19 protein-coding genes, 1 other RNA gene and 1 riboswitch are annotated in these 21,661 nt (G+C 31.7%); of the genes, 16 read left to right on the top strand and 4 right to left on the bottom strand.

Going from position 1 to position 21,661, the window contains the following annotated elements; all coding sequences use genetic code 11:
- Window positions 1-186 precede the first annotated feature (186 nt).
- Complete coding sequence (locus BEN51_RS07840; protein WP_119865513.1) at window positions 187-861, bottom strand: hypothetical protein; 675 nt, start codon at window positions 859-861, stop codon at window positions 187-189.
- Between the two features lie 169 nt (window positions 862-1,030).
- A riboswitch (TPP riboswitch) is annotated at window positions 1,031-1,138 on the top strand.
- 71 nt (window positions 1,139-1,209) lie between these two features.
- On the opposite strand from BEN51_RS07840, the gene thiM reads away from it, so the two are divergent.
- The 3 genes from thiM to thiD are packed head-to-tail and all read left to right on the top strand — an operon-like array spanning window position 1,210 to window position 3,488.
- Window positions 1,210-2,034: a hydroxyethylthiazole kinase gene (gene thiM, locus BEN51_RS07835; protein ID WP_119865512.1), complete on the top strand. Its 825-nt coding sequence runs from the start codon at window positions 1,210-1,212 to the stop codon at window positions 2,032-2,034.
- Window positions 2,006-2,665, top strand: a complete 660-nt coding sequence (gene thiE, locus BEN51_RS07830) for a thiamine phosphate synthase (RefSeq protein WP_236906193.1) — start codon at window positions 2,006-2,008, stop codon at window positions 2,663-2,665. The genes thiM and thiE overlap by 29 nt, the downstream gene beginning before the upstream one ends.
- A 34-nt stretch (window positions 2,666-2,699) precedes the next feature.
- The gene (thiD, locus tag BEN51_RS07825; protein WP_119865511.1) at window positions 2,700-3,488 is read left to right on the top strand and encodes a bifunctional hydroxymethylpyrimidine kinase/phosphomethylpyrimidine kinase; all 789 of its coding nucleotides are present in this window, start codon (window positions 2,700-2,702) and stop codon (window positions 3,486-3,488) included.
- Between the two features lie 261 nt (window positions 3,489-3,749).
- Here thiD and BEN51_RS07820 read toward each other — a convergent pair whose 3' ends face one another.
- Window positions 3,750-3,941 (bottom strand): hypothetical protein, encoded by a 192-nt coding sequence (locus BEN51_RS07820; RefSeq protein ID WP_119865510.1) that lies wholly within the window; start codon window positions 3,939-3,941, stop codon window positions 3,750-3,752.
- 258 nt (window positions 3,942-4,199) lie between these two features.
- Here BEN51_RS07820 and ssrA point away from each other — a divergent pair.
- The 4 genes from ssrA (at window position 4,200) to tnpC (ending at window position 7,206) form a co-directional block, all read left to right on the top strand.
- Window positions 4,200-4,554, top strand: a transfer-messenger RNA (tmRNA) gene (gene ssrA / locus BEN51_RS07815).
- A gap of 267 nt (window positions 4,555-4,821) precedes the next feature.
- Window positions 4,822-5,157 (top strand): IS66 family insertion sequence element accessory protein TnpA, encoded by a 336-nt coding sequence (gene tnpA / locus BEN51_RS07810; protein ID WP_106024438.1) that lies wholly within the window; start codon window positions 4,822-4,824, stop codon window positions 5,155-5,157.
- Entirely contained in the window at window positions 5,151-5,501 is a 351-nt protein-coding gene (gene tnpB, locus BEN51_RS07805) for an IS66 family insertion sequence element accessory protein TnpB (RefSeq protein ID WP_119865499.1), read from the top strand. The genes tnpA and tnpB overlap by 7 nt, the downstream gene beginning before the upstream one ends.
- 91 nt (window positions 5,502-5,592) lie before the next feature.
- Window positions 5,593-7,206 carry an IS66 family transposase gene (gene tnpC / locus BEN51_RS07800; RefSeq protein ID WP_119865500.1) on the top strand — a complete coding sequence of 538 codons (1,614 nt, stop codon included), beginning with the start codon at window positions 5,593-5,595 and terminating at the stop codon, window positions 7,204-7,206.
- A gap of 89 nt (window positions 7,207-7,295) precedes the next feature.
- On the opposite strand, the gene BEN51_RS14090 is transcribed toward tnpC, so the two are convergent.
- Window positions 7,296-7,421 (bottom strand): hypothetical protein, encoded by a 126-nt coding sequence (locus BEN51_RS14090; RefSeq protein ID WP_257789680.1) that lies wholly within the window; start codon window positions 7,419-7,421, stop codon window positions 7,296-7,298.
- A 28-nt stretch (window positions 7,422-7,449) separates the two neighbouring features.
- Complete coding sequence (locus tag BEN51_RS07795; protein WP_119865509.1) at window positions 7,450-8,076, bottom strand: reverse transcriptase-like protein; 627 nt, start codon at window positions 8,074-8,076, stop codon at window positions 7,450-7,452.
- A gap of 118 nt (window positions 8,077-8,194) precedes the next feature.
- Here BEN51_RS07795 and BEN51_RS14085 point away from each other — a divergent pair, with 118 nt between their 5' ends.
- The 9 genes from BEN51_RS14085 (at window position 8,195) to BEN51_RS07760 (ending at window position 21,660) form a co-directional block, all read left to right on the top strand.
- Complete coding sequence (locus BEN51_RS14085; RefSeq protein WP_257789679.1) at window positions 8,195-8,329, top strand: hypothetical protein; 135 nt, start codon at window positions 8,195-8,197, stop codon at window positions 8,327-8,329.
- A gap of 111 nt (window positions 8,330-8,440) precedes the next feature.
- The gene (gene brxF, locus BEN51_RS07790; RefSeq protein WP_119865508.1) at window positions 8,441-8,899 is read left to right on the top strand and encodes a BREX-3 system P-loop-containing protein BrxF; all 459 of its coding nucleotides are present in this window, start codon (window positions 8,441-8,443) and stop codon (window positions 8,897-8,899) included.
- Window positions 8,900-8,913: 14 nt separating this feature from the next.
- Window positions 8,914-12,603 carry a DUF6079 family protein gene (locus BEN51_RS07785; protein WP_119865507.1) on the top strand — a complete coding sequence of 1,230 codons (3,690 nt, stop codon included), beginning with the start codon at window positions 8,914-8,916 and terminating at the stop codon, window positions 12,601-12,603.
- An 11-nt stretch (window positions 12,604-12,614) separates the two neighbouring features.
- Window positions 12,615-15,419 (top strand): DNA methyltransferase, encoded by a 2,805-nt coding sequence (locus BEN51_RS07780; protein WP_119865506.1) that lies wholly within the window; start codon window positions 12,615-12,617, stop codon window positions 15,417-15,419.
- Window positions 15,420-15,462: 43 nt separating this feature from the next.
- Window positions 15,463-17,400, top strand: coding sequence for a BREX-3 system phosphatase PglZ (pglZ, locus tag BEN51_RS07775; RefSeq protein ID WP_119865505.1), 1,938 nt, complete (start codon window positions 15,463-15,465; stop codon window positions 17,398-17,400).
- A gap of 2 nt (window positions 17,401-17,402) precedes the next feature.
- Window positions 17,403-18,107 (top strand): hypothetical protein, encoded by a 705-nt coding sequence (locus BEN51_RS07770; protein ID WP_119865504.1) that lies wholly within the window; start codon window positions 17,403-17,405, stop codon window positions 18,105-18,107.
- A gap of 14 nt (window positions 18,108-18,121) precedes the next feature.
- The gene (locus BEN51_RS07765; RefSeq protein WP_207652760.1) at window positions 18,122-20,770 is read left to right on the top strand and encodes a DEAD/DEAH box helicase; all 2,649 of its coding nucleotides are present in this window, start codon (window positions 18,122-18,124) and stop codon (window positions 20,768-20,770) included.
- A gap of 41 nt (window positions 20,771-20,811) precedes the next feature.
- Window positions 20,812-21,339 carry a hypothetical protein gene (locus BEN51_RS13920; protein ID WP_207652759.1) on the top strand — a complete coding sequence of 176 codons (528 nt, stop codon included), beginning with the start codon at window positions 20,812-20,814 and terminating at the stop codon, window positions 21,337-21,339.
- Window positions 21,340-21,342: 3 nt separating this feature from the next.
- Window positions 21,343-21,660, top strand: coding sequence for a DNA/RNA nuclease SfsA (locus BEN51_RS07760; protein ID WP_119865503.1), 318 nt, complete (start codon window positions 21,343-21,345; stop codon window positions 21,658-21,660).
- Window position 21,661: the final 1 nt, after the last annotated feature.

The following is a 21,661-nucleotide window of genomic DNA, read 5'->3' as shown; positions in this document are numbered from 1 at the left end:
TAAAATTAAGGATGATTTTCACAAACTGAAAATCTATAATAAAAAATATAAGCAGCTTGGTAAATTGCCACGCTGCTTACATTTATATTTTTAATAATTCAGCTAGACTGAATTATTATATTAATTTTGCATTATGAAATATGATTTTTGAAGGGTAAATAAAGTGTAAATAAAGCTTTGCTTAATTTACAAATTTGTACTTTTCACATCTGTTAAGGGTATGCTTTTTTCGGTTAAGTCGAACTTATATTTATCTAATCCAGAATTAAAAGCACATTCATAATAGTCTTTTGTTATTATAAAAGTATTGTTGAGCTTTTCTAGTTCTAGATTATGTACTAAATCAGCAGTAAAATTTTTTATATCCTCAGGTTTTTCATTAAATGCATAATCAAAGGAGAAAGTTTCAGTTAATACAAGCTGATAAATATTATTACCTTTCTTTAATGATGTTATTTTTGGAGTTGAGGAAATATTAAAAATTTTAACATCCTTTCCATTAGCCCAATCTCTTAGAAAGGCAATTCTTTTAAATTCATATTCCAAGGAGTAAGCTCCAAAATTATTGGAAATATCATAAAATTTATAAAGTTCTTCCACATTTCCAGTAATAAAGGATTTATTACGTATTGTGTATAGATTTCTTAAGTAAGAAAGAATTAAATTTTCATCAGAAACTTCAGCTGTTGTATCTGTTATAAAACTTCCAACATTTAAGGTATTTTCAGAAGCAATATTGTTAATATATTTATTATTAGAAGTATTTGCTATAGATATAAAAAATAATGTTACCAAAAAGATTGAGATTAAATTATAAATTCCTGAATAAATTATTTTATTATAATCATTATCCTTTTTCATAGTTAACCTCCTATAAAAGTTACTATTTCTAGTATGCACATTAAAAAATAAAATATTAGAAAAAATGTTTGGGGTCTGACCCCATTACATTTGTTGGAAGTTTATGAAGTTTAGATTATGAAGAGTGTTTACAAGAATTTTCTATTATGATATATTAAAATTAAAATTGAATATCTCACAGGGGAGCTTGTGTAGCAGGCTGAGAGGAAGTAATCAAACTTCGACCCTTTAACCTGATTTGGGTAATGCCAACGTAGGAAGTGTTAGTTTATAGTGCTTATTATGCGGGAAATACCTAAGGGTTTTTCCCGCTTTTTTAAATTTTCAGAAATATTAGGAGGTATGTATATGTTTAGTGAAATGCTTAAAAATCTTAGAGAAAAAAGACCCCTTGTCCACTGTATAACAAATTATGTAACAGTAAATGACTGTGCAAATATTTTACTTGCTTGTGGAGGATCTCCAATTATGGCTGATGATAGTTCAGAAGTAGAGGAAATAACTTCAATTTGCGGCGGCTTAGATATTAACATTGGAACTTTAAATAAAAATACTATTACATCAATGTTTTTGGCTGGGAAGAAAGCAAATGAGTTAAATCATCCGGTTGTTTTAGATCCAGTTGGGGCAGGAGCTTCAACTCTTCGTACAAATACAGCTAAGGAATTAATAGAGAAGGTAAAGTTTACAGTTATTCGTGGAAATATTTCTGAAATAAAAACTTTAGCCTTAGGGAGTGGAAGGACTAAGGGAGTAGATGCAGATATTGCAGATGCAGTTACTGAAGAAAACATTGCTGATGTGATGAAATTTGCTAAGAATTTTGCAAGAGAAACAAAGGCTATAATTGCAATTACAGGAGCTATAGATATAGTTTGTGATGCTGAAAAGGCTTATATAATTAGAAATGGTCATCCAATGATGTCTATGATTACAGGAAGCGGCTGTATGTTAACTGCATTGATAACTGCATATATAACAGCCAATCAAGAGAAACATTTAGAAGCAACAGCAGCTGCTGTTGCGGCTATGGGACTATGTGGAGAACTTGCATATAAAAAGTTTGAAGAAAATAATGCAGGAAATTCAACTTATAGAAATTATCTTATAGATGAGATTTATAAATTAAGGGGTGAAAAATTAGATGAAGCTGCAAAAGTTGAAGTTCGATAGAAAGTCAATGCTTCTCTATGCTGTAACTGATAGAGCCTGGCTTGGAGCTAAAAGTCTTTCTATGGTGGTAAGAGAGGCCTTGGAAGGTGGAGCAAGCTTTATACAATTAAGGGAGAAAAATTTACCCTTTGATGAATTTTTAGCAGAGGCAAATGAAATAAAAGAAGTTTGTAAAGAATATATGGTTCCTTTTGTAATTAATGATAATGTAGATGTGGCTTTAGCTTGTGATGCCGATGGTGTTCATCTAGGGCAGGATGATATGAGTCCAATTGAAGCACGTAAAATACTAGGAGATAATAAGATAATTGGACTATCAGCTGTAAATTTAGAACAAGCTATATTGGCTGAAAAGCAGGGAGCAGATTACCTAGGCGTTGGGGCAGTATTTCCTACCTCTACAAAGGAAGATGCTGATTATGTCAGTTATGAAGAACTAAAAAAAATTTGTGAAGCTGTAAGCATTCCAGTAGTGGCTATTGGCGGTATAGGAGCTGATAATATTATGGAACTTAGAGGCAGTGGAATTGATGGAATTTCAGTTGTTTCAGCTATATTTGCTCAAAAAAATATTAAGGAAGCAACAGAAAATCTTTTTAAACTTTCAAAAGAAATGGTCTCATCAAAATAATATTTAGGGGCTTTTTAAGGAGGGAAGAAGCTTAATGATAAAAAAAGTATTAACTATTGCAGGTTCAGATTCTAGTGGTGGAGCTGGAATTCAGGCAGATCTTAAAACTATTACTGTACATAAAATGTATGGCATGAGTGTTATAACTGCCTTAACAGCCCAAAATACAACAGGGGTATATGGGATTTTAGAAGCATCTCCTGATTTTGTGGCAAATCAAATAGAGTGTATATTTAATGATATTTATCCAGACGCGGTTAAAATTGGAATGGTATCTAATAGTGAAATAATTAAAGTAATAGCGGAAAAATTAACTGAATATAAGGCTAAAAATATTGTTGTAGATCCAGTAATGGTTGCTACAAGTGGAAGCAAATTGATTAGTGATGAAGCAATAAACATTCTTGTGAAGGAAATTATTCCTTTAGCTAGAGTTATTACTCCTAATATTCCAGAAGCAGAAGTTTTATGTGGTTTTAAAATTAATAATGAAAAGGACATGATAGAAGCTGCCAAGGCAATTTCAAAAAATTTTAAAGGAGCAGTATTAGTTAAGGGCGGCCATTTAGCTAAGGATGCAACAGATTTACTTTATGAAAATGGAAATATTCATTGGTTTAAGACTGAAAAGATAAATACTTTAAATACTCATGGGACAGGTTGTACTTTATCTTCTGCTATAGCTTGTAACCTTGCTGATGGTAAGAGTTTAGCAGAGAGTATAGAAAAAGCAAAGACCTATTTAACAGGAGCTTTAAAGGCAGGTCTTGATCTTGGAAAGGGAAGCGGACCACTTGAACATACCTACAGTATAAGAAGTTAGTAGTTAGTAGTTTGGAGTGTGGAGTGTGGAGTTAGTAGTTAGGAGTGTGGAGTTAGGAGTGTGGAGTTAGTAGTTAGGAATGTGGAGTTAGGAGTTAGGAGTGTGGAGTTTGGAGTGGGCTTCAGTTAGGAGTTAGTAGTTTGATGGAGAGAATAGTTTTTAGAATTTGATGTTAAGGCAGAGTATAATTGACCTAATTCAGTAAGCTAAGTTATATAGATACTTCATAAATCTTACATTTTGTATGATACTTTTTACTTTTTATCTTTTAAATCTGTTTCCAGTATTCATATAAACTATTGCTGATATTGTAACCACTAAAGTTAAAATAGTTATAATAATAGATAGGGAATTTGTTTTATACGGAAATATATAAATTCCTAGAGGAAAAGTAAGATGAATAAAAGCTAAAAGAAATAATAAAATTGGTGCTATAAAGCTTGATAGTAGCATAGGAACTTCCCCTTAAATATGAACTATATTTTAGAATTTTAATCTGAAATTTTTTCTAAAAATACTAATAAGATTAACTTTAAAAAGTTCTTAATATATTATATTATAGATGAGTACCAAGAAAGATTATATAAAAAATGTCTTAAGGAATAGTTGGTAATACAGGAATTAATCCAAGTTGACATTAAAATTTATATAATATATAATTTACACATAGTTAAAATTGAATACTTCGCGTTAAACTATTTTACCTAACATGGGGGCGTTTTGGCTTCGACGGGGGTAAGAGGAGTTTGATAAGCGAGCCGAGGCAAGCATGTCACCTCGTTAATAAAGTATGCATTAAATATAAACGCAGAAGACAATTTTGCATTAGCAGCTTAATTTAACGCTGCTCATCAGCCCAGGGTGCCCACGCCTTGGATCACTGGTGTCATAGAGTGGGAAACGAAGTTTAGCAAAGCTTTGAGCTAAAGGGGTATTTATGAAGCTAGGGAATTAGGAGTTTGTTTGTGAGCGAACTAAGGACCGAAATTTTAGTCACAAACTACGCTCGTAGAAGGTCGGACAAATCTGCTTTCGGACAGGGGTTCGATACCCCTCGCCTCCACCATTGATATGTACAAAAAAGAGGATAAGGTTAATGTCAACCTTATCTTCATGTACTAAAACTGATTCTACATAAGTGTTAATGATTGTTTTTAGATCATTAGCACTTTTTTCATTTATAGCTTTAATATCTTTAATTAAATACTGCTCGATAAGTTTTTCATTAAGTTCGCTACTATTCATTGGTAAGCGTAAAAAATTAAGTACCTAGATAGCATATCCTCCCAATTGATAAAATTAAGAAAAAGATTATTAATGGGAGGATATAATTATGTCTAGAAAATTAGATAATGCAACCTGGGAAGAATATATTAATAAATTTGATGCATGTAAGGGGACAATAACTGTTAAAGATTTTTGTATAGAAAATAAACTTACTAAAAGTCAATTTTATTATCATAAAAAAAGATTAGAGAAATCAGAAGTTGAGAATAACACACCTGTTTTTCATGCTATCTCTTTAGATAGTAAAGAAAAGACTATCAAAGAAAATACATTTGCTTTGAATGAAGTAAAAATTACAATAGGTAATGCTATAATAACTATACCTGTTAGTGAAGCTATTCTAATATCATCAATAGTAAAGGAGTTAGCTGCAAAATGTTAAATATAGATAAAGTAGAAACAGTTTATCTTGCCTGCGGCTACACGGATTTAAGGAAAAGTATTGATGGGTTAGTTATGATAGTTCAAAATCAATTCAAGCTAAATCCTTTTGAAAAAGCGTTATTTGTTTTTTGTAATAGACAAATGGACAAATTAAAAATTCTTCACTTTGACGAAGGTTTTTGGCTATATTATCACCGTTTAGAAGCGAATCGCTTCAAATGGCCTGCTACCACAGAAGAAGCATTGAAAGTAAATATAGAAGAATTACGGTGGCTTCTAAAGGGCTACGAAGTAAGAACAAAATCTAAGTTTAAACCTATAAAACAAAGTAATTATTTTTAAAAGTTTATCACTCCAAAACCGTTGAAAAACCTTTATTTTCAACGGTTTTTGTGATATAATAAATATATAAAATAAATCTAAAGAGGTAATCATGAATCACGAAATTTTAACTAATGAACTTGATGAAAATACAAAATTATTAATTGAAAAAATGGAAAAAGAATTAAACTCAAAAGATGAGGAAATAAGAAAGCTTAAAAACGAATTAAATTTCTTAAAAGCTGTTATAACAAATAAAAATAGAAAGATATTTGGAGTATCTAGTGAAAAGGCAGATGCTAATCAACTATCTTTTTTTAACGAGGCCGAAAAATATAGTGATTCAAAGGTGGAAGAACCTGCTTTAGAGGAAATTACATATAAAAGAGCTACGAAAAATACATATACAGGAAAGAAAGATAATCTAGCAAACTTAGAAAGAGCTGTTATTGAACATAAATTAGAAGGTGCTGACCTTAACTGTAAAGAATGCGGAGAGCAATTAGTTGAAATAGGTGTAAAATCAAAAAAAGAGATAATTAAATATATTCCAGCTAAACTTATAGTTGAAGAACACGTGATTTACAGCTACGCTTGTAAATCCTGCGAAAAAGAAACCAGTGAAAGTAATATAATTTCAGCAGAAGCTCCACAAACTATTTTTTATAATAGTATGGCTTCTAATGAGTTAATTGCTCATACTCTTATACTTAAATATCAACATGCTATGCCTCTTTATAGACAAGAAAGCTATTTTGATATGATGGGTGCTACTCTTTCAAGACAAACTCTATGTAACTGGACTATGTCAGCAGCGGAAGCTTTAAAACCAATATATAACCACATGAAAAAAGAATTACTAAGCAGAAATTATATTCATGCCGATGAAACTACTCTAAGAGTAATTAATGATAATGGAAAAGATTCTAAATCTCAAAAATATATGTGGTTATATATGAGCGATACTAATTCAAAGCCGGTAATTTTATATGATTATCAAAGTACCAGATCCAGCTCTTGTCCTAAGAATTTCCTAGGAGATTTCAAAGGCTTTCTCCAAACGGATGGTTATAGTGGTTATAACTCCGTTACAAAGGCTACAAGGGTGTATTGCTTAGCTCACATAAGAAGATACTTCCATAATATAATTGTAGACTTAGATGAAGAAGCCCTAAAAAATTCTAGAGCAATAATAGGGTTTAATTATTGTAAGCAAATTTACAAACTTGAAAAAGAGCTTAGAGAATCCTTTTCAAGTAAGGACGATTATTATGATATTAGATTTAAAATAAGAGCTGAAAAATTAGCTCCAATTATAGATAACTTTATTGATTATGTTGAAAGAGAAATAAAAGATGCTCTTCCAAGAAGTCCGCTTGGTAAAGCACTTGATTATGCTAAAAAACATTTACCAGGATTAAAAAATGTACTACTAGATGGTTCTTTAGAAGTAGATAATAATGCAGCGGAAAAAGCTATTAAACCTTTCGTTATAGGTCGTAAAAATTTCCTTTTTGCAAACACTGCTAAAGGTGCAACTGCAAGTGGCAATATTTATAGCATTGTTGAAACTGCCAAGGCTAATAAATTAGTTGTAGAAAGGTATTTGGTTTATTTATTTGATAATCTATCAAAGATAGATGTATCCGATAGCGAAAGCTTAGATAATCTTATGCCTTGGTCTAATAAGATCCCTGAAAACATGAAAATTAAAGATAGGAAATAAATTAATCCTAGTAAAGCTTAATAAATTGCCTTACTTAGGATATTTTAATGCTATTTTTGAAGTTATTAAAGGTACTAAAAATTTGACGCTTACAGTTGAACACTATTAATTTCTATAATAGATTCTTCATCCTTTAGTTTTATTGCTCTTGATTTGCCATTAGTGCTTTTGTGTCCATTAAACATTGTTTCAAAATTTTCATTTCTTTTTGGCACTTAATATTTCTCCTTTATATATTGAAGTCTAAAGATTATTTGTATAGTTTTCAGCAGCAATTATATGCTTACACTTTTTTCTTTCCCACCAATGTTGCAATTTAAAGAAGCGGCAGGTGCATGTGCAAAGATCTAAATCAACAGTATAATATATAGTTTTATCTTTACTACTTTGAGCTAAAAAAATATTATCGTTGATGTATTTAACATTGATTTTCTTTGATCTATACTCAGTGTACTTATCTAAGAATGGTTCTTGGCTTAGATAGTGAGCTTTGCGATTAAGATTTCTTGGAATCCATTTTAATTCTATATTTTGAAAATTAGACATAAGATTGATGATATTAAGTACATATTGAGGTGGCTTTCTTTTGGCCTTTTTCATGCCTCGAATTATTATTTTATTCACTTTACCAATTACATCTTGGTTGTCACCATAGATAGTAATAATATCATCCTTTTTACAAAGTTCTGCAAGCTTTAATAAAGACTTAATAATGGCTTGACCTTCGGCGAAATTAGAATCCCCAAAAGGTCCAATACATTCAGAAAAAAGAAACTCTTCTGATGTTTTTGCGTTCATTATTTGAAGGCCTATAGTCATTCCTATTGCTTCATTGTTGCTTGCATCACATTTACAAATCCATTCGGTCATCAAACACCTCCTAGGTTATTAAAATAATATTTTGAATATGATACAGCAGCTTAATAATAAATCGCATTACAACAAAAGTCAAGAATGTAAAATAATGTGTCAAATCCGACAGGCTTAAATGATTTATGGTATTAAAGCTAAATGTAGAAGTATAAGGCTTCTATGCTTGGGCATGAAAATAAAAAGTACTTTTGATAATGTAAACTTAGTATCTGATAAAAATATAGTTATTTTTATACCTATATTTACATAAACTAACAAAATATTAGCTCCAGGAAGGATTTTTAAAATAAATAAAGAATATATAACAAGATATAGATTAATAAGTGACTAATTCTATAAATAAGTAGATAGTAGGTGAGGTATGGAAGCTGAAAAATTAATTTATAGGATGACAGATGCTGTAGCTGCAGCTAAATCAAAAAGAAATAAACTTATCATTGTTAATACTAAAAAGGTAGCCTTTGAAAAAGCTATAGCGGCAATAGGATTAGATTGTATAAACCTTAATTTATTATTAAGTGAAAAATTACTAGAAATACCTGTTAGTAAAAGAAGTAGAAGTGTAGATAGTTTTATTAAGGACTTAATTAAAAGCAATAATATGAACACTTTAGCCTTAAGTAATTATGAGCTTCTTTTTTTGCCCGAATTAAAACAAGACCCAATGAGACTTTTTGAAGACTTAAGTAAAGAAAGAGTTATCCTTATTGTCTGGGAAGGCAGGTATGAAAATAACAGTTTATATTATGCGGAGCCTTGGCATAGAGAATATAGAGAATATAAAGATTTAGATGCTATAATAGTACAAGGAAATATTTGAAAGGTGGAAGTTATATGAAATACAGTGAATTGATTCATTTTGAACCTGTTGAGTCTATAGTTCAGTTAAGAGAAACCTCTCAGCAGGATTATGCTTTTAATTTAATTGATACTTATGTAATATCAGACAGAATGGCAGAACTAATAGATGAAGTAATTATTGAACAATTGCAATTTGAAAAACCTGCAGACAATAAAGGATTATTAGTAGTTGGTAACTATGGTACAGGTAAATCACACTTAATGAGTGTTATTTCTACTATTGCTGAAACTGAGGGAACCAGTGACAGAATTAATAATGCCAGGGTAGCTAAAAGAGCAAAGGAAATAGAAGGTAAGTTTAAAGTTATACGCTCTGAAATTGGTGCTACTACTATGACTTTAAGAGATTTTATCTGTGAAGAGATAAGTTATCAGCTTCAAGAAATGGGAATAGATTTTACTTTTCCACCTATGGATAAGGTAAGAAGTAATAAAGATGCCTTTGTAGAGATGATGGGTAAATTCAATGAAATGTATCCAGAGCAAGGGTTACTTGTAGTTGTGGATGAGTTACTAGATTATTTAAGAACAAGAAGAACACAAGAACTAATACTAGACTTAGGTTTTTTACGTGAGCTAGGTGAAATTTGTAGGTTTACACGCTTTAGATTTATTTCTGGTGTTCAGGAGATGCTTTTTGATAATCCAAAGTTTCAGTTTGTGGCTGAGCAATTAAGAAGAGTTAAAGAGCGTTTTGAACAAGTTAATATAGTAAGAGAAGATATAGCTTATGTTGTAACCCAAAGACTCTTAAAGAAGGATGAAAAGCAAAAGGCAATTATAAGAGAGCATCTTCAAAAGTTTACTAAGTTTTATGATAAGTTAAATGAAAGAATGGAAGAGTATGTTTCGTTATTCCCTATCCATCCTTCCTATATATCAACCTTTGAAAAGGTAATAGTGGCAGAAAAAAGAGTAATACTTAAGACGATTAGTAATGAAATGAAAAAGCTACTGAATACCGAAGTGCCTGAAGATAGACCAGGTTTGATTTCTTACGATAGCTACTGGCAATATATTGAGGCAGATACCTCTTTAAAGAGTAATCCTGATATTAGAGAAGTAATGACTAAGTCAAAAATTCTACAGGATAGAATTGAAAATGCTTTTACTAGACCAACTTATAAGACTGTTGCTTTAAGGATAGTATATGCTTTATCAGTAAATAGGTTAACTACTGGTGATATTTATACTAAGCTAGGTGTTACTTCAGAAGAATTAAGGGATGGATTATTTTTGTTTCATCCTAGTGTAGCTGATGAGGATGGTGACTTTCTTAGAACTTCAATAGAGTCTATATTAAAAGAAATATTAAAAACTGTTAGCTGGCAGTTCATATCCTTCAATGATGCTAACGGTCAGTATTACATAGATATAAATAAGGATATAGCTGTAGATGATCTTATTGAACAAAGAGCAGAAAGTTTGGTAGGAGATCAGCTAGATAGATATTATTTTGAGGTGCTAGAGCAGTTAACAGAAAGATCTAAAAATACTTATATAACTGGCTATAGAATATGGACTTATGAACTACCTTGGTGGACCTGTAAAGTAACTAGACAAGGTTATTTATTCTTTGGAGCACCAAATGATCGTTCAACTGCACAACCACCAAGAGACTTTTATATATATATGCTTCAGATTTTCGAAGTTCCTAAATTTAAAGATGAGAATAAGGCTGATGAAGTATTCTTTAAGCTAAAAGTAAAGGATGAAAGTTTTATTCGTTCACTAAAATTTTATGCTGGAAGTAGAGAAATGGCAGCCTCAGCTCCTTCAGGAACAAAAAATTTGTATGAGGAAAAAGCTAAAGAGTATCTACAGAGACTTACTAGGTGGCTTAGAGATAATTTCTTAAGCGCCTTTGAGGTTACCTATAAGGGAGTGACTAAAAAAGTGGTTGAAGGAACTAAAGCTTTACCACCACAGGCAAGTGTTAAAGAAATAATTGATAATGTAGCTGCTACATATCTATCCTCAAATTTTGATGAAAAATATCCGCTATATCCTCATTTTTCTAAACTTAACACTGTTATGACTAAAGATAATAGGCCAGTATATCTTCAAGAAGCTATAAAATATTTGGCTGGAAACAAAACTAAGAGTGGTGCAGCAATATTAGAAGGTTTGGTAATGCTTCAGGAGGAAAAGGTGAAGCTTGATAATTCTGGCTTTGCAAAATGGGTAACTGATATTTTAGAAGCAAAAGGTCAAGGGCAAGTAGTAAATAGAGATGAACTTATAGAAGTTATCTATACTATGCAGGGAACAGAGGATGTTGAATTAGTAAAAGAATTGAAAATTGAACCTGAATTATTTGCTGTTGTACTTGTTGCCTTAGTTTATAATGGAGATATTGTGCTAACTATAAATGGAACTCAATATGATGCTATGAAGCTAGATCAGCTTGTGAAGTTATCTATAACTGATATTATTAATTTCAGCCATATTAAAAGACCGAGCGGACTTCCTATGCCTGCCTTGAAGGCACTTTTCGAGTTGCTTGATTTAGCTGAATATATGCTTCAGCAGCAGAATTTAAACTATGGAGTAATTCAACTGAATGAAAAAGTAAATAAGCTGCTTAATGAGGTTGTTATAACCCTACAGACTGTAAAAACTGGTATACCTTGTTGGGAGGGAACGGTTTTAAATGTAGCAGAACAACAACAATACAGTGAACTTTTAAGTAAGTTAAAAACTTTCCTTGAAGCTTTACTTGTGTTCAATGCACCAGCAAAACTGAATAATTTTAAATTTACAATTGAAGAAATTAAGGAACAAAAGGCAGGGTTAGATTTACTTGAGAAAGTTAAGAGACTACAACAAAAAGTAAATGAAGCTCAAGGGCTAGCTAATTATATTCTAACTGCTTCACAGCATTTGGCTTCTGACCATGAGTGGCAGGAAGAAGCTTTAATAGCTTTAGAAGATTTGTTAGAAGCAATAAAGAAAGAAACAGGTTATCAAACAGAACTTGTTAGGGTTCAAGACATAAAAAAGAAATATCAAGATATTTACCTGGAGCTGCATAGTAAAGCACGCTTAAATGCTGCTGATGATAGTAGAAAAACTGCTCTTATGAACGATAAAAGACTTTCAGCACTTAGACAGTTAGCTACTATTGAATTACTACCTAAAGCTCATTTTGAAAGTTTGGTAAAGAATATTACAGCTTTAAAAACCTGCTGGAGTCTTACAAAGGTTCAGCTTGACACTCAGGCTTATTGTCCATCTTGCAAATTTAGACCTAAAGATGAGGTAGTATTCAAGGGAGACAGACTTTCAAACTATGAAGAACAACTACAGACTATGTTGGAGCAATGGACAGAGTTATTGTTGAATAACTTTAAAGATAAAGAAGTAAAAGCAAATATAAGTTTATTAAGTCCTGTGCAACAAAACTTGACCAAAGAGTTATTGGATAAAGGCGAATTTACCTTGCCAATTGATAATAAATTAATTGAGGCAATAAAGCTATTACTTCAAGGAATAGAGAAGGTAGAAATAAAAATAGAAGAATTAAAGGAGTTAATGGGAAAGGGAAGCCCAATGACAGTAGAGGACATAAGATTCAGATTTGAGCAAATGCTAAAGCAGAAAGTAGGAACTAATCAAACAAGCAGAGTAAGAATTATGCTTGAGCATGAACAAAAGCAATAAGGAGAGATAAGATGGCTAAAGAATATACTGAACAGCTAGAACTATTTGAAGATAAATCTAGTAAAGAAGGACCTGTAACATGTTTAGGTATGACCTTTGAAAGTGATGAAGCTAGAAGATCATATTTTACTGAGGAACTAAGGAAAAAGCTACCTGAATTAAGGGAAATTGAAGGATTTCCAATAGGTGAGGATGAAGATATCCTCGCCTTGTCAGATCCTCCATATTATACAGCGTGTCCTAATCCGTTTATAAATGATTTTATAAATGTTTGGGAGAATGAAAAGAAAGAATTAAATGAAGGTTATGAAGAAGAATATCATAGACAACCTTTTGCAGCAGATGTGAGTGAAGGCAAGAATGATCCCATATATACTGCACATAGTTATCATACTAAAGTTCCACACAAAGCAATAATGCGATATATTTTACATTATACTAATCCAGGAGATATAGTCTTAGATGCTTTTTCAGGAACTGGTATGACTGGTGTTGCTGCACAATTTTGTGAGGATAAAAAATATATTGAAAGTCTTGGAATTAATGTTTTAGAAAATGATGATATAGTTGATGGCGAAGGAGCAGTAAGTTCAAAAGTTGGAAAAAGAAACTCGATTTTATATGATTTATCGCCATTAGCTACTCATATTTCATCGACTTTTAATAGTAGTATAAATTTGAATGAATTTCAAAGATATGCATTAAAATTAATTGAAGATGTAAATCAAAAATATGGATGGATGTATTTAACTAATCATACTTTAGAGAATAAAACGTCCATAAATTTAGGTAGTGAAGTTGTAAAAGGAGAAATAAATTATGTAGTTTGGAGCGAAGTATTTATTTGTCCAAATTGTCAAGAAGAAGTAATATTTTGGGATGTTGCAGTAGATTTAGAAAATGAAAATGTTAAAGATAGTTTTTATTGTAAAAAATGCAATTCCAATTTAACTAAAGATAATATGGATAGAGCATTTGAAGTGAAGTTTGATGAATTGTCTAAAAAAACATATAAGCAAGTAAAACGTGTACCTATTCTAATAAATTATAGTGTAGGTTCTAAAAGGTATGAAAAAAGACCTGATCAAGATGATTTGAAACTGATTAGCACTATTGAAGAATTTCAAACAGATATTTTTTATCCTACTAATAATTTAATTAATGGAGATGAAATAGGAAGGTTATCAGCACTTGGAATAGAGTATACATTTCAATTTATGTCAAGAAGAAATAATATAATTATTGGTGAATTATTAAATCAAATTAAGAAATCAAAGTTTTCGAAAATTGGGTTATTTTTGCTCACGGCATCTATACCAAATTTGACTTGGATGTATAGGTGGAGAGCCAATAAAAAAGGAGGAACAACATCTGGAACTTACTACATATGTTCAACTCCCCAAGAGAATAATCCTTTAAATCAAGTAAGCAGAAAATTGATGGATATTATGAAAGCATTAAATAATGGAAGGGTACCAGTAATTTCAACACAATCTTCATCAAATTTGAATATTAAAAAGAACTCAGTAGATTACATTTTTACTGATCCACCATTTGGAGCAAATTTAATGTATTCAGAATTAAATTATCTATGGGAGTCCTGGCTCAACTTATATACAAATAACGAACGTGAGGCAATAGTTAATAGGTTTCAAGGAAAAAAATTAGATAATTATAAGGAATTGATGAGAGATTGTTTTGAAAATATGTATTATGTGTTAAAACCTGGAAGATGGATGACGGTTGCATTTAGTAATTCACAAGCTAGTGTTTGGAATGCTATTCAGGAATCAATTGAAAATGCTGGATTTATAATAGCTAATGTAGCTGCTCTTGATAAAAAACAGCTTAGTTTCAAAGCTTTAACAACTACAACTGCAGTCAAGCAAGATTTAGTTATATCTGCATATAAACCATCAGAGCAAATGTTTATTGAGATTAAAGAAGGAAGTAATAATGAAATTTCTGTATGGAGTTTCATAAGAAACCATTTGCAACAACTACCTATATTTATAGGTAGTAAAGGTAATGCAGAATTAATAGTTGAACGTACACCAAGAGTTTTATTTGATCGAATGATAGCATATTATGTGCGAAATGGATATAGTGTGCCAATATCTTCAGCAGAATTCCAATCTGGAGTAGTTCAACGTTTTCCAGTGCGTGATGGAATGGTATTTTTAGAAAATCAAGTCGCTGAATATGATAAAAAAAGAATTTTAGCTAAAGAATTTGTTCAAATGAGTTTATATGTTTCAGATGAAAACTCTGCAATTGAATGGTTAAGGCAACAGCTTATGAAGAAACCTCAGACAAGGCAAGATTTACATCCAAACTTTATGAAGGAACTACAACATATTTCTAAGTATGAAAAACTTCCAGAACTTGATACATTATTAGAACAAAACTTTTTAAAGTATGATGGAATTGGTCCTGTGCCAAGTCAGATACATGCATATTTAAGTACAAACTTCAAGGATTTACGTGAACTTAGTAAAGAAGATCCTAAGCTCCAACAAAAAGCAAAGGATAGATGGTATGTACCTGATCCAAATAAACAAGCGGACTTAGAAAAACTTCGTGAAAAATCTCTACTTAGAGAGTTTAATTCTTATGTAGAGGAAATAGGAAAAAGTAAGAAGAAGCTAAAGCAGTTTAGGCTTGAAGCTATTAGAGCTGGTTTTAAGAAGGCTTGGGGAGAGAAAGATTATAAGACTATAGTTGAAGTTGGAGGAAAGATACCTGAAAATGTACTTCAGGAAGACGATAAACTATTAATGTATTATGATAATGCTCAAATAAGGCTTGGCATGTAGCAAGGATGTGAGTAATAAGTTGAAGAGTTGGAGAGATAATATAATGCTGCTGTTTGGAGAACCGATTCCGGTTCTCTCTTTCATTGCAGACCCTGATGGGTTATTAAAAGATAATGAGCTTGAAAAAAGACTAAAAGATAAAAATATTACAGTAGTAGAATATAGGGAGCCTATATTTTTTAGATATATCTATGAGAGAAAATATAGCAAGCTTGTAGAGGCTAAGAAAATAAATTTAGCAGTAATCTGTGAAGCAGAGGTTTTAAATTCTATTCCTTATGATCTTTTAGTTAAAGGAGTAGGAAGACATATAAGTGTTGGAGATTTATTTCCAAGCTTATCACCAACTATAGTGAGGGCTTTAGATAAAGAGGAACTTGATCTTTTGTATGAGGTTTATAAAGACTATAGTAGTTCTAATTCTGATAGTGCTACCCTTGAGTTTGTTTTAAAGAAGTTATATGGGTTTCATTATGAGTTTATTAAAACTAAAGAGGAACTAATAAAATTTCTCTTATCAAAGCACTATAAAAATAAGGATTATCCTGAAATCATAAACAACTATATTATAGATAAACTTTCAAGTATAAATACTATAAAAGAATTGCCGCTAAAAGAACTACTCACGTCTTCTAATTATTTTTATAACTACTTACAAGAGGCTTGGGGAGCTTTTATCGTGGAGTTGGTTAAAACAGGAACACAAATACAGGAAAGTGAACTTGTAACAACAATTGAAAAGGATAAAGTTTTTTTCTTTGATACTGATGTGAGATTATTACTCGATAACCTGTTTGCTGAGGGAAAGCTTGAAGCAGTAAAAGTAGAGGCAAAAGGAGCTCTTCCAGGCTGGACAGAGTTTGGTGTAGTAGTTGATTATGCTGGAGCTGAAAAGAGTAAGCTGGTTGAAAAGATTTTTCATTTGTCTGAGAAACTCAGTAGTAAAATGGCATATAGGGATTGGATAGATTCGGCTTACATTTATGCTGATATAATAAAAAAGAATTTAGAAATCAATGAAGGGGAAGATGAGGAACTAAATAATAATCTAAAGCAATTACAGCTGCAGATAGATAAAAGTTTTCAAGAATGGTTAGTTATTAACTATGAAGGTTTGGTAAACAGACCATATTTGCCACAACCGGTTATGCTTCAGCATATTCCTCATTATTTAGCTAGTAAAAAAGCTAAGAAGATTGCTTTAGTTGTTTTGGATTGTATGAGTTTGCTCCAATGGTCTCAGATAAAAGATAGTATGAAGGATTTTTTTGAATTTGAAGAAAATGGAGTGTTTGCTTGGATACCAACTATAACTTCTATATCAAGGCAAGCTATTTTTGCTGGAGAACTACCAGTGTATTATTCAAAGTCAATTAATACTACTTCAAAGGAGAGTAATTATTGGCAGCTATTCTGGGAGAATCAGGGTATATTAAAGTTTTATGTAGATTATAAAAAGATTGTTAACACTTTAGATAGTGAAGATGAAATAATTTCTTTTAAAGCTAATAATAAGGTGCTTGCTGTGGTTATAGATACATTTGATGAATTTGTTCATTCAGCAACACAAGGTTACAAGGGCATACAGGCTGAAATAAGTATTTGGCTTAAGAAAGGCTACTTAAAAGAACTGTTTGAAAGGTTATTAGAGCAAAATTATGAGCTTTATATTGTTTCAGATCATGGAAATAGAGAGTGTAGAGGTGTTGGAAAAATTACAGAGGGAATTTTAGCTTATACAAGAGGTGAACGCTTAAGGTTATATAACAGTAAGGTGCTACGGGATGAAGCGGCAGAAAAGTATAAGGCCCTAGCCTGGGATAGTGCAGCTCTTCCTGAAGGAATGTACCCACTATTGGCTAAAGCTGGAGAGGCTTTTGTAGCAGAAGGGAAGACAGTTGTTAGTCACGGTGGAATGAGTATAGAAGAGGTAATTGTACCTTTTATAAAAATCGTAGGAAAAAACAAAAAGGAGAATTAAATATGCATAAACCTGTAGGTTTTGATCAAAAAATTGAATTAAAGCATTTAGATGTAACAATAAAAGAAGCAAGAGTTTCTGACAGAAAAGATATGTATGGTAAGCTTGATGAGTATCTTAAACAAGATATAAAAGGAGATAAGTCTAGAAAAAATGCTATTACTATGCTTATGAAGATTTGGTACTTAGTTGATAAGGAGCAGGAGTCTATTAAGGAACAGGCTTATGAATTATATCCAATTTTAGAAGAAGAACAGCGATTAATTTTACATTGGGGAATGACTCTACTAGCGTATCCTTTTTTTAAAGATGTTATTGAAGAAATGGGTAACCTTTTTAGATTACAGAATGAGGTTTCCAGTCAACAGCTGGGCAGAAGGATTAAAATGTTATATGGAGATAGAAGACGTGTTGAAGTTGCAACTAGTGCAGTTCTGATGAGCTTAAAAACCTGGGGGATTATTGAACGTGGCAAAAATCAGGTTTATACCTTAAACAAAAAAACAGCTTTGGAAGAGGTTAAGTTAAAAAACTGGTTATTGAAGGTGCTCTTAAGTGTGTCTGAATATAAAACTATGCCTTTAACGATGATTAGTAATTTGAACTTATTATTTCCTTTTGATTTAAAGCTGAATATAAATGAAATAGATACAACAGAAATAAAAATTGACAGACAAGGTCTAGATACGTACATGTTGAGCCTTTAAAAGGGGGAAGAATTATGCTGAAGCAGGGGGATACAATTAGAGGAGTGCAATTTCCTGAAACTGTAGAAATTAAGCATTTTGAAAAGGTAAGTGAGGATTATTATTTAATTGAAGCCTTAGGAAGAGAAAGTCAAAGATTTTATGAATTAATGATAGACAAGAATGAAATTCTTGCCTTAGAAAAGTTAAATTCTTCTGAAGAACAGCAAGTTCAGTTAACAGCCTCAGAACTTCAACATTTTCTTCAATTTAAAAACTTTCTAATAGAAGAAAAGTACTCAGAGAGCCGAGCTCTTGGAGGAAGAAATTTAATGCCTTTACCTCACCAGATAGAAGCGGTTTACGGAAGATTTCTTCAAATGCCCAAGCTGCGCTTTTTATTAGCAGATGATCCTGGTGCTGGAAAGACAATAATGGCTGGGATGCTTATAAAGGAACTGCTAGCAAGAAAACTGCTACAACGTGTTTTAATATTGGTTCCTCCACTTGTATTAACCCAGTGGCAAAATGAACTCTACGAAAAGTTTGGTTTAAGCTTTGATATTATTACAAGGGAGACTCTAAAAAGTAGAAGACATAATCCTTTTGCAGAGAACAATTTTTGCTTGGCCTCTATGTTCTGGGTTATTAGAGAGGATGTAAAGGTACTTTTAAGTGAAGCTGATTATGATTTAGTTATAATTGATGAGGCTCATAAACTAGCAGCTTATACTCATGGTAAAGTAAAGAAAAAGGTAACTAGAACAAAACTCTATCAATTAGGTGAAAGCTTACTTAGACAAGTAGAGAATTGTTTGCTATTAACTGCAACTCCACATAAGGGGGATGCCGAAAATTTTAGGCACCTTATGAGTTTGCTGGACTATGATATCTTTGCAAATGTGTCTGCAAGAGAGTCTTTAAAGGATAAAAGTAATCCTTTTATCGTTAGAAGACTTAAAGAGAACTTAAAAAATTTTGACGGTACACCTTTGTTTCCTAAAAGAACAACTAAAACTATTGAATATAACTTATCTGATAAGGAGAAAGAGTTATACGAAGAGGTTACGGATTATGTAAGGTTTTATTTTAATAAGGCGATGAATAATGGCAATAATAGTACTGCTTTTGCAATGATGTTGCTCCAAAGAAGATTAAGTTCCTCAATAGAGGCTATCTATTTATCCTTAAAACGTAGAAGTGAGAGATTGAAGGAACTTCTTAATGTAACTCTTGAGGAAAGAAAGAAATTATTGAAATCTACTGAGGAAGCTGAAGTTGAACAATATGAGGAAGAAGACTATGGTACTCAGGAAAAGTTAGAGACTTTAATGGAGAAGGCTATAATAAATATTGACCTCGATGAGTTGAGAGTAGAATTGGAAGTATTAGAAGGCTTAATTGAAAAAGCAGAAGTGCTTAAATTTTCCTCAGTAGAAAGAAAGTATGAGGAACTTGAAAAAACTCTTTTTGGTGAAGAGGGCTTACTAAATAAAGGTGAGAAAATACTTATTTTTACTGAATCTGTGGATACACTGCTATATCTTGAAGGGAAGCTCCTTAATCATGTAGATATAATAGCTAAAATTACCGGTAAGTATTCTATTGAAGAAAGAAGAAAACAAGTGGAACTTTTCAGAGGGGCTTGCAAGATTATGTTAGCTACTGATGCTGGTGGTGAGTCTATAAATCTGCAGTTTTGTAATCAGATGATTAACTATGATATTCCTTGGAATCCTAACAAATTAGAGCAGAGAATGGGTCGTATACATAGAATAGGTCAGAACAATGAGGTTTTTGTCTTCAATCTTGTAGCAAAAAATACAAGAGAGGGAGAGGTTATGACCAGGCTTCTTGATAAGATGGAACAAATGCGAGAAGATTTAGGTACAGATTTAGTCTATGATTTTATTGGTGAGGTTTTAGAGGATAATGATTTTGACTTACCAACCTTGATGCAGCAAGCAGTTTTAAATAGGGAGAAGCTAGAGTCTGTGCTTATTAATATGGATAAAGTGCTTTCAGAGGAACATAAGAAGTTATTAGAATTTTATAAGAAAGAAAAAATTGACGAGGAAGCTATCGATTTAACAAGCCTAAGAAGAGAGCAGTATGAACTTTCTGTAGAACATACACCTGTAAGAGTTTACAGTAATTTCAGTAAAAATATTTTAACTAAAAAAAGAGTACGTCTTAGTGAAACTAATGATAATAAAATTATTAGAATAGATAGACTGCCAAAGTTTATAAAAGACTTTGCAAAAAAGAATAAAATTAACCTTCAGGATAACCTAGAGTCCTATAAATTTACTGCGCATAAAGCCCTTGAAGCAGAGGAAGTAGCATTAATTAACCAAGACCATCCTTTATTTAAACTAAGTATAGAACTTACAAGGGCTGAGTATGAAAAGATTGCCTTTGATAGATGTATGATTAAATATCCCTGCAAAGATTCACTCTCAGTGGAGATTTATCAAGTTGGGATAGGTGATGGAACTGGAAAAGAATTAATTAGTAAAGTTTTTTATTTTGCTAAGAGAAGTAATGGCAAAATTGAGAGTCTAGATACCTATTGGTTACAAGGATTTAATTTTAGTGGAGATTGTATTCAATTGGACAAGGTTGAAAGCAAGGAAGCTTTAGCTTATGTTTATAAAGAACTTGCAGAATTGAAAAAAATATAAAAGCTAAGCGAGATAAACAGCTTGAGAAGTTAAGTGATTTCTTGAATAAGACCTTCCAAAGACAGTACAATGATACACTTGAAAGACTTGCTCAATATCAGCAGGATAATATAGACAACAAAAATACTATACTAATTAACCAAATGAATGCTGCTTTAATTGATATAGAGGCAAGAAAAGAAGAAAGAATATCAGAGGTAGAACACCAAAGAAATATCACAATGAAACCTCCTAAACTTATTGCTAAGCTTGAATTAGTTCCTGATGGTACAGGTAATAGGGAGTTTCCTGAAGATTTTAAGGAAGTATTTGAAAAGTATGAACATCATAATGGACGAAGTAATTTTAAAAGCTTCAAGGCCTATGCTTTAGTGGATTTCTACAGTGAAAGATATAATGGTGAACCAAGGTTTATTATAGTAGCAACAGATAGAAATGTTCTTTATTCGAAGGATTATTTAGAAGACCTAGGAGATATTCTTAACTATACCTATGTTTATTTTATTGATGCTAATAATATTACAGAACATTCTCTGAAAGATGAATGGATGTTATTTTTTAGAGATTGATAAATACAACAGACAACTATAATAGAGGCAAAATCAATAATCGGAGTAAAACGTGAGGTAACTTTTCCTAATGTACCAATGGAGAGAGCTATTCACCAATTAGAGAAGCTTGGAGAGCTACTTAATAAAGGGTATAGAGTACAGTATTATTTTGTTTCTCTTAGTCCTATAGTAAGAAAGGTAATTATAGACGACTACTATAAGGAATATAAAGAACTTTTAAGAACTTGTGTTGAGGAAGGCCTAAGCATTAAGGGGATAACTTTGCAATATAATGGGAGTGAAATTATAGCTAGAGAAGGCTTAAAAATTGAGTTTTAAA

This window comes from Clostridium isatidis, assembly GCF_002285495.1.
Classification (GTDB): Bacteria; Bacillota; Clostridia; order Clostridiales; family Clostridiaceae; genus Clostridium; species Clostridium isatidis.
Note: the sequence above shows the minus strand (reverse complement) of the source record. Positions and strands in the feature narration are given on the sequence as shown.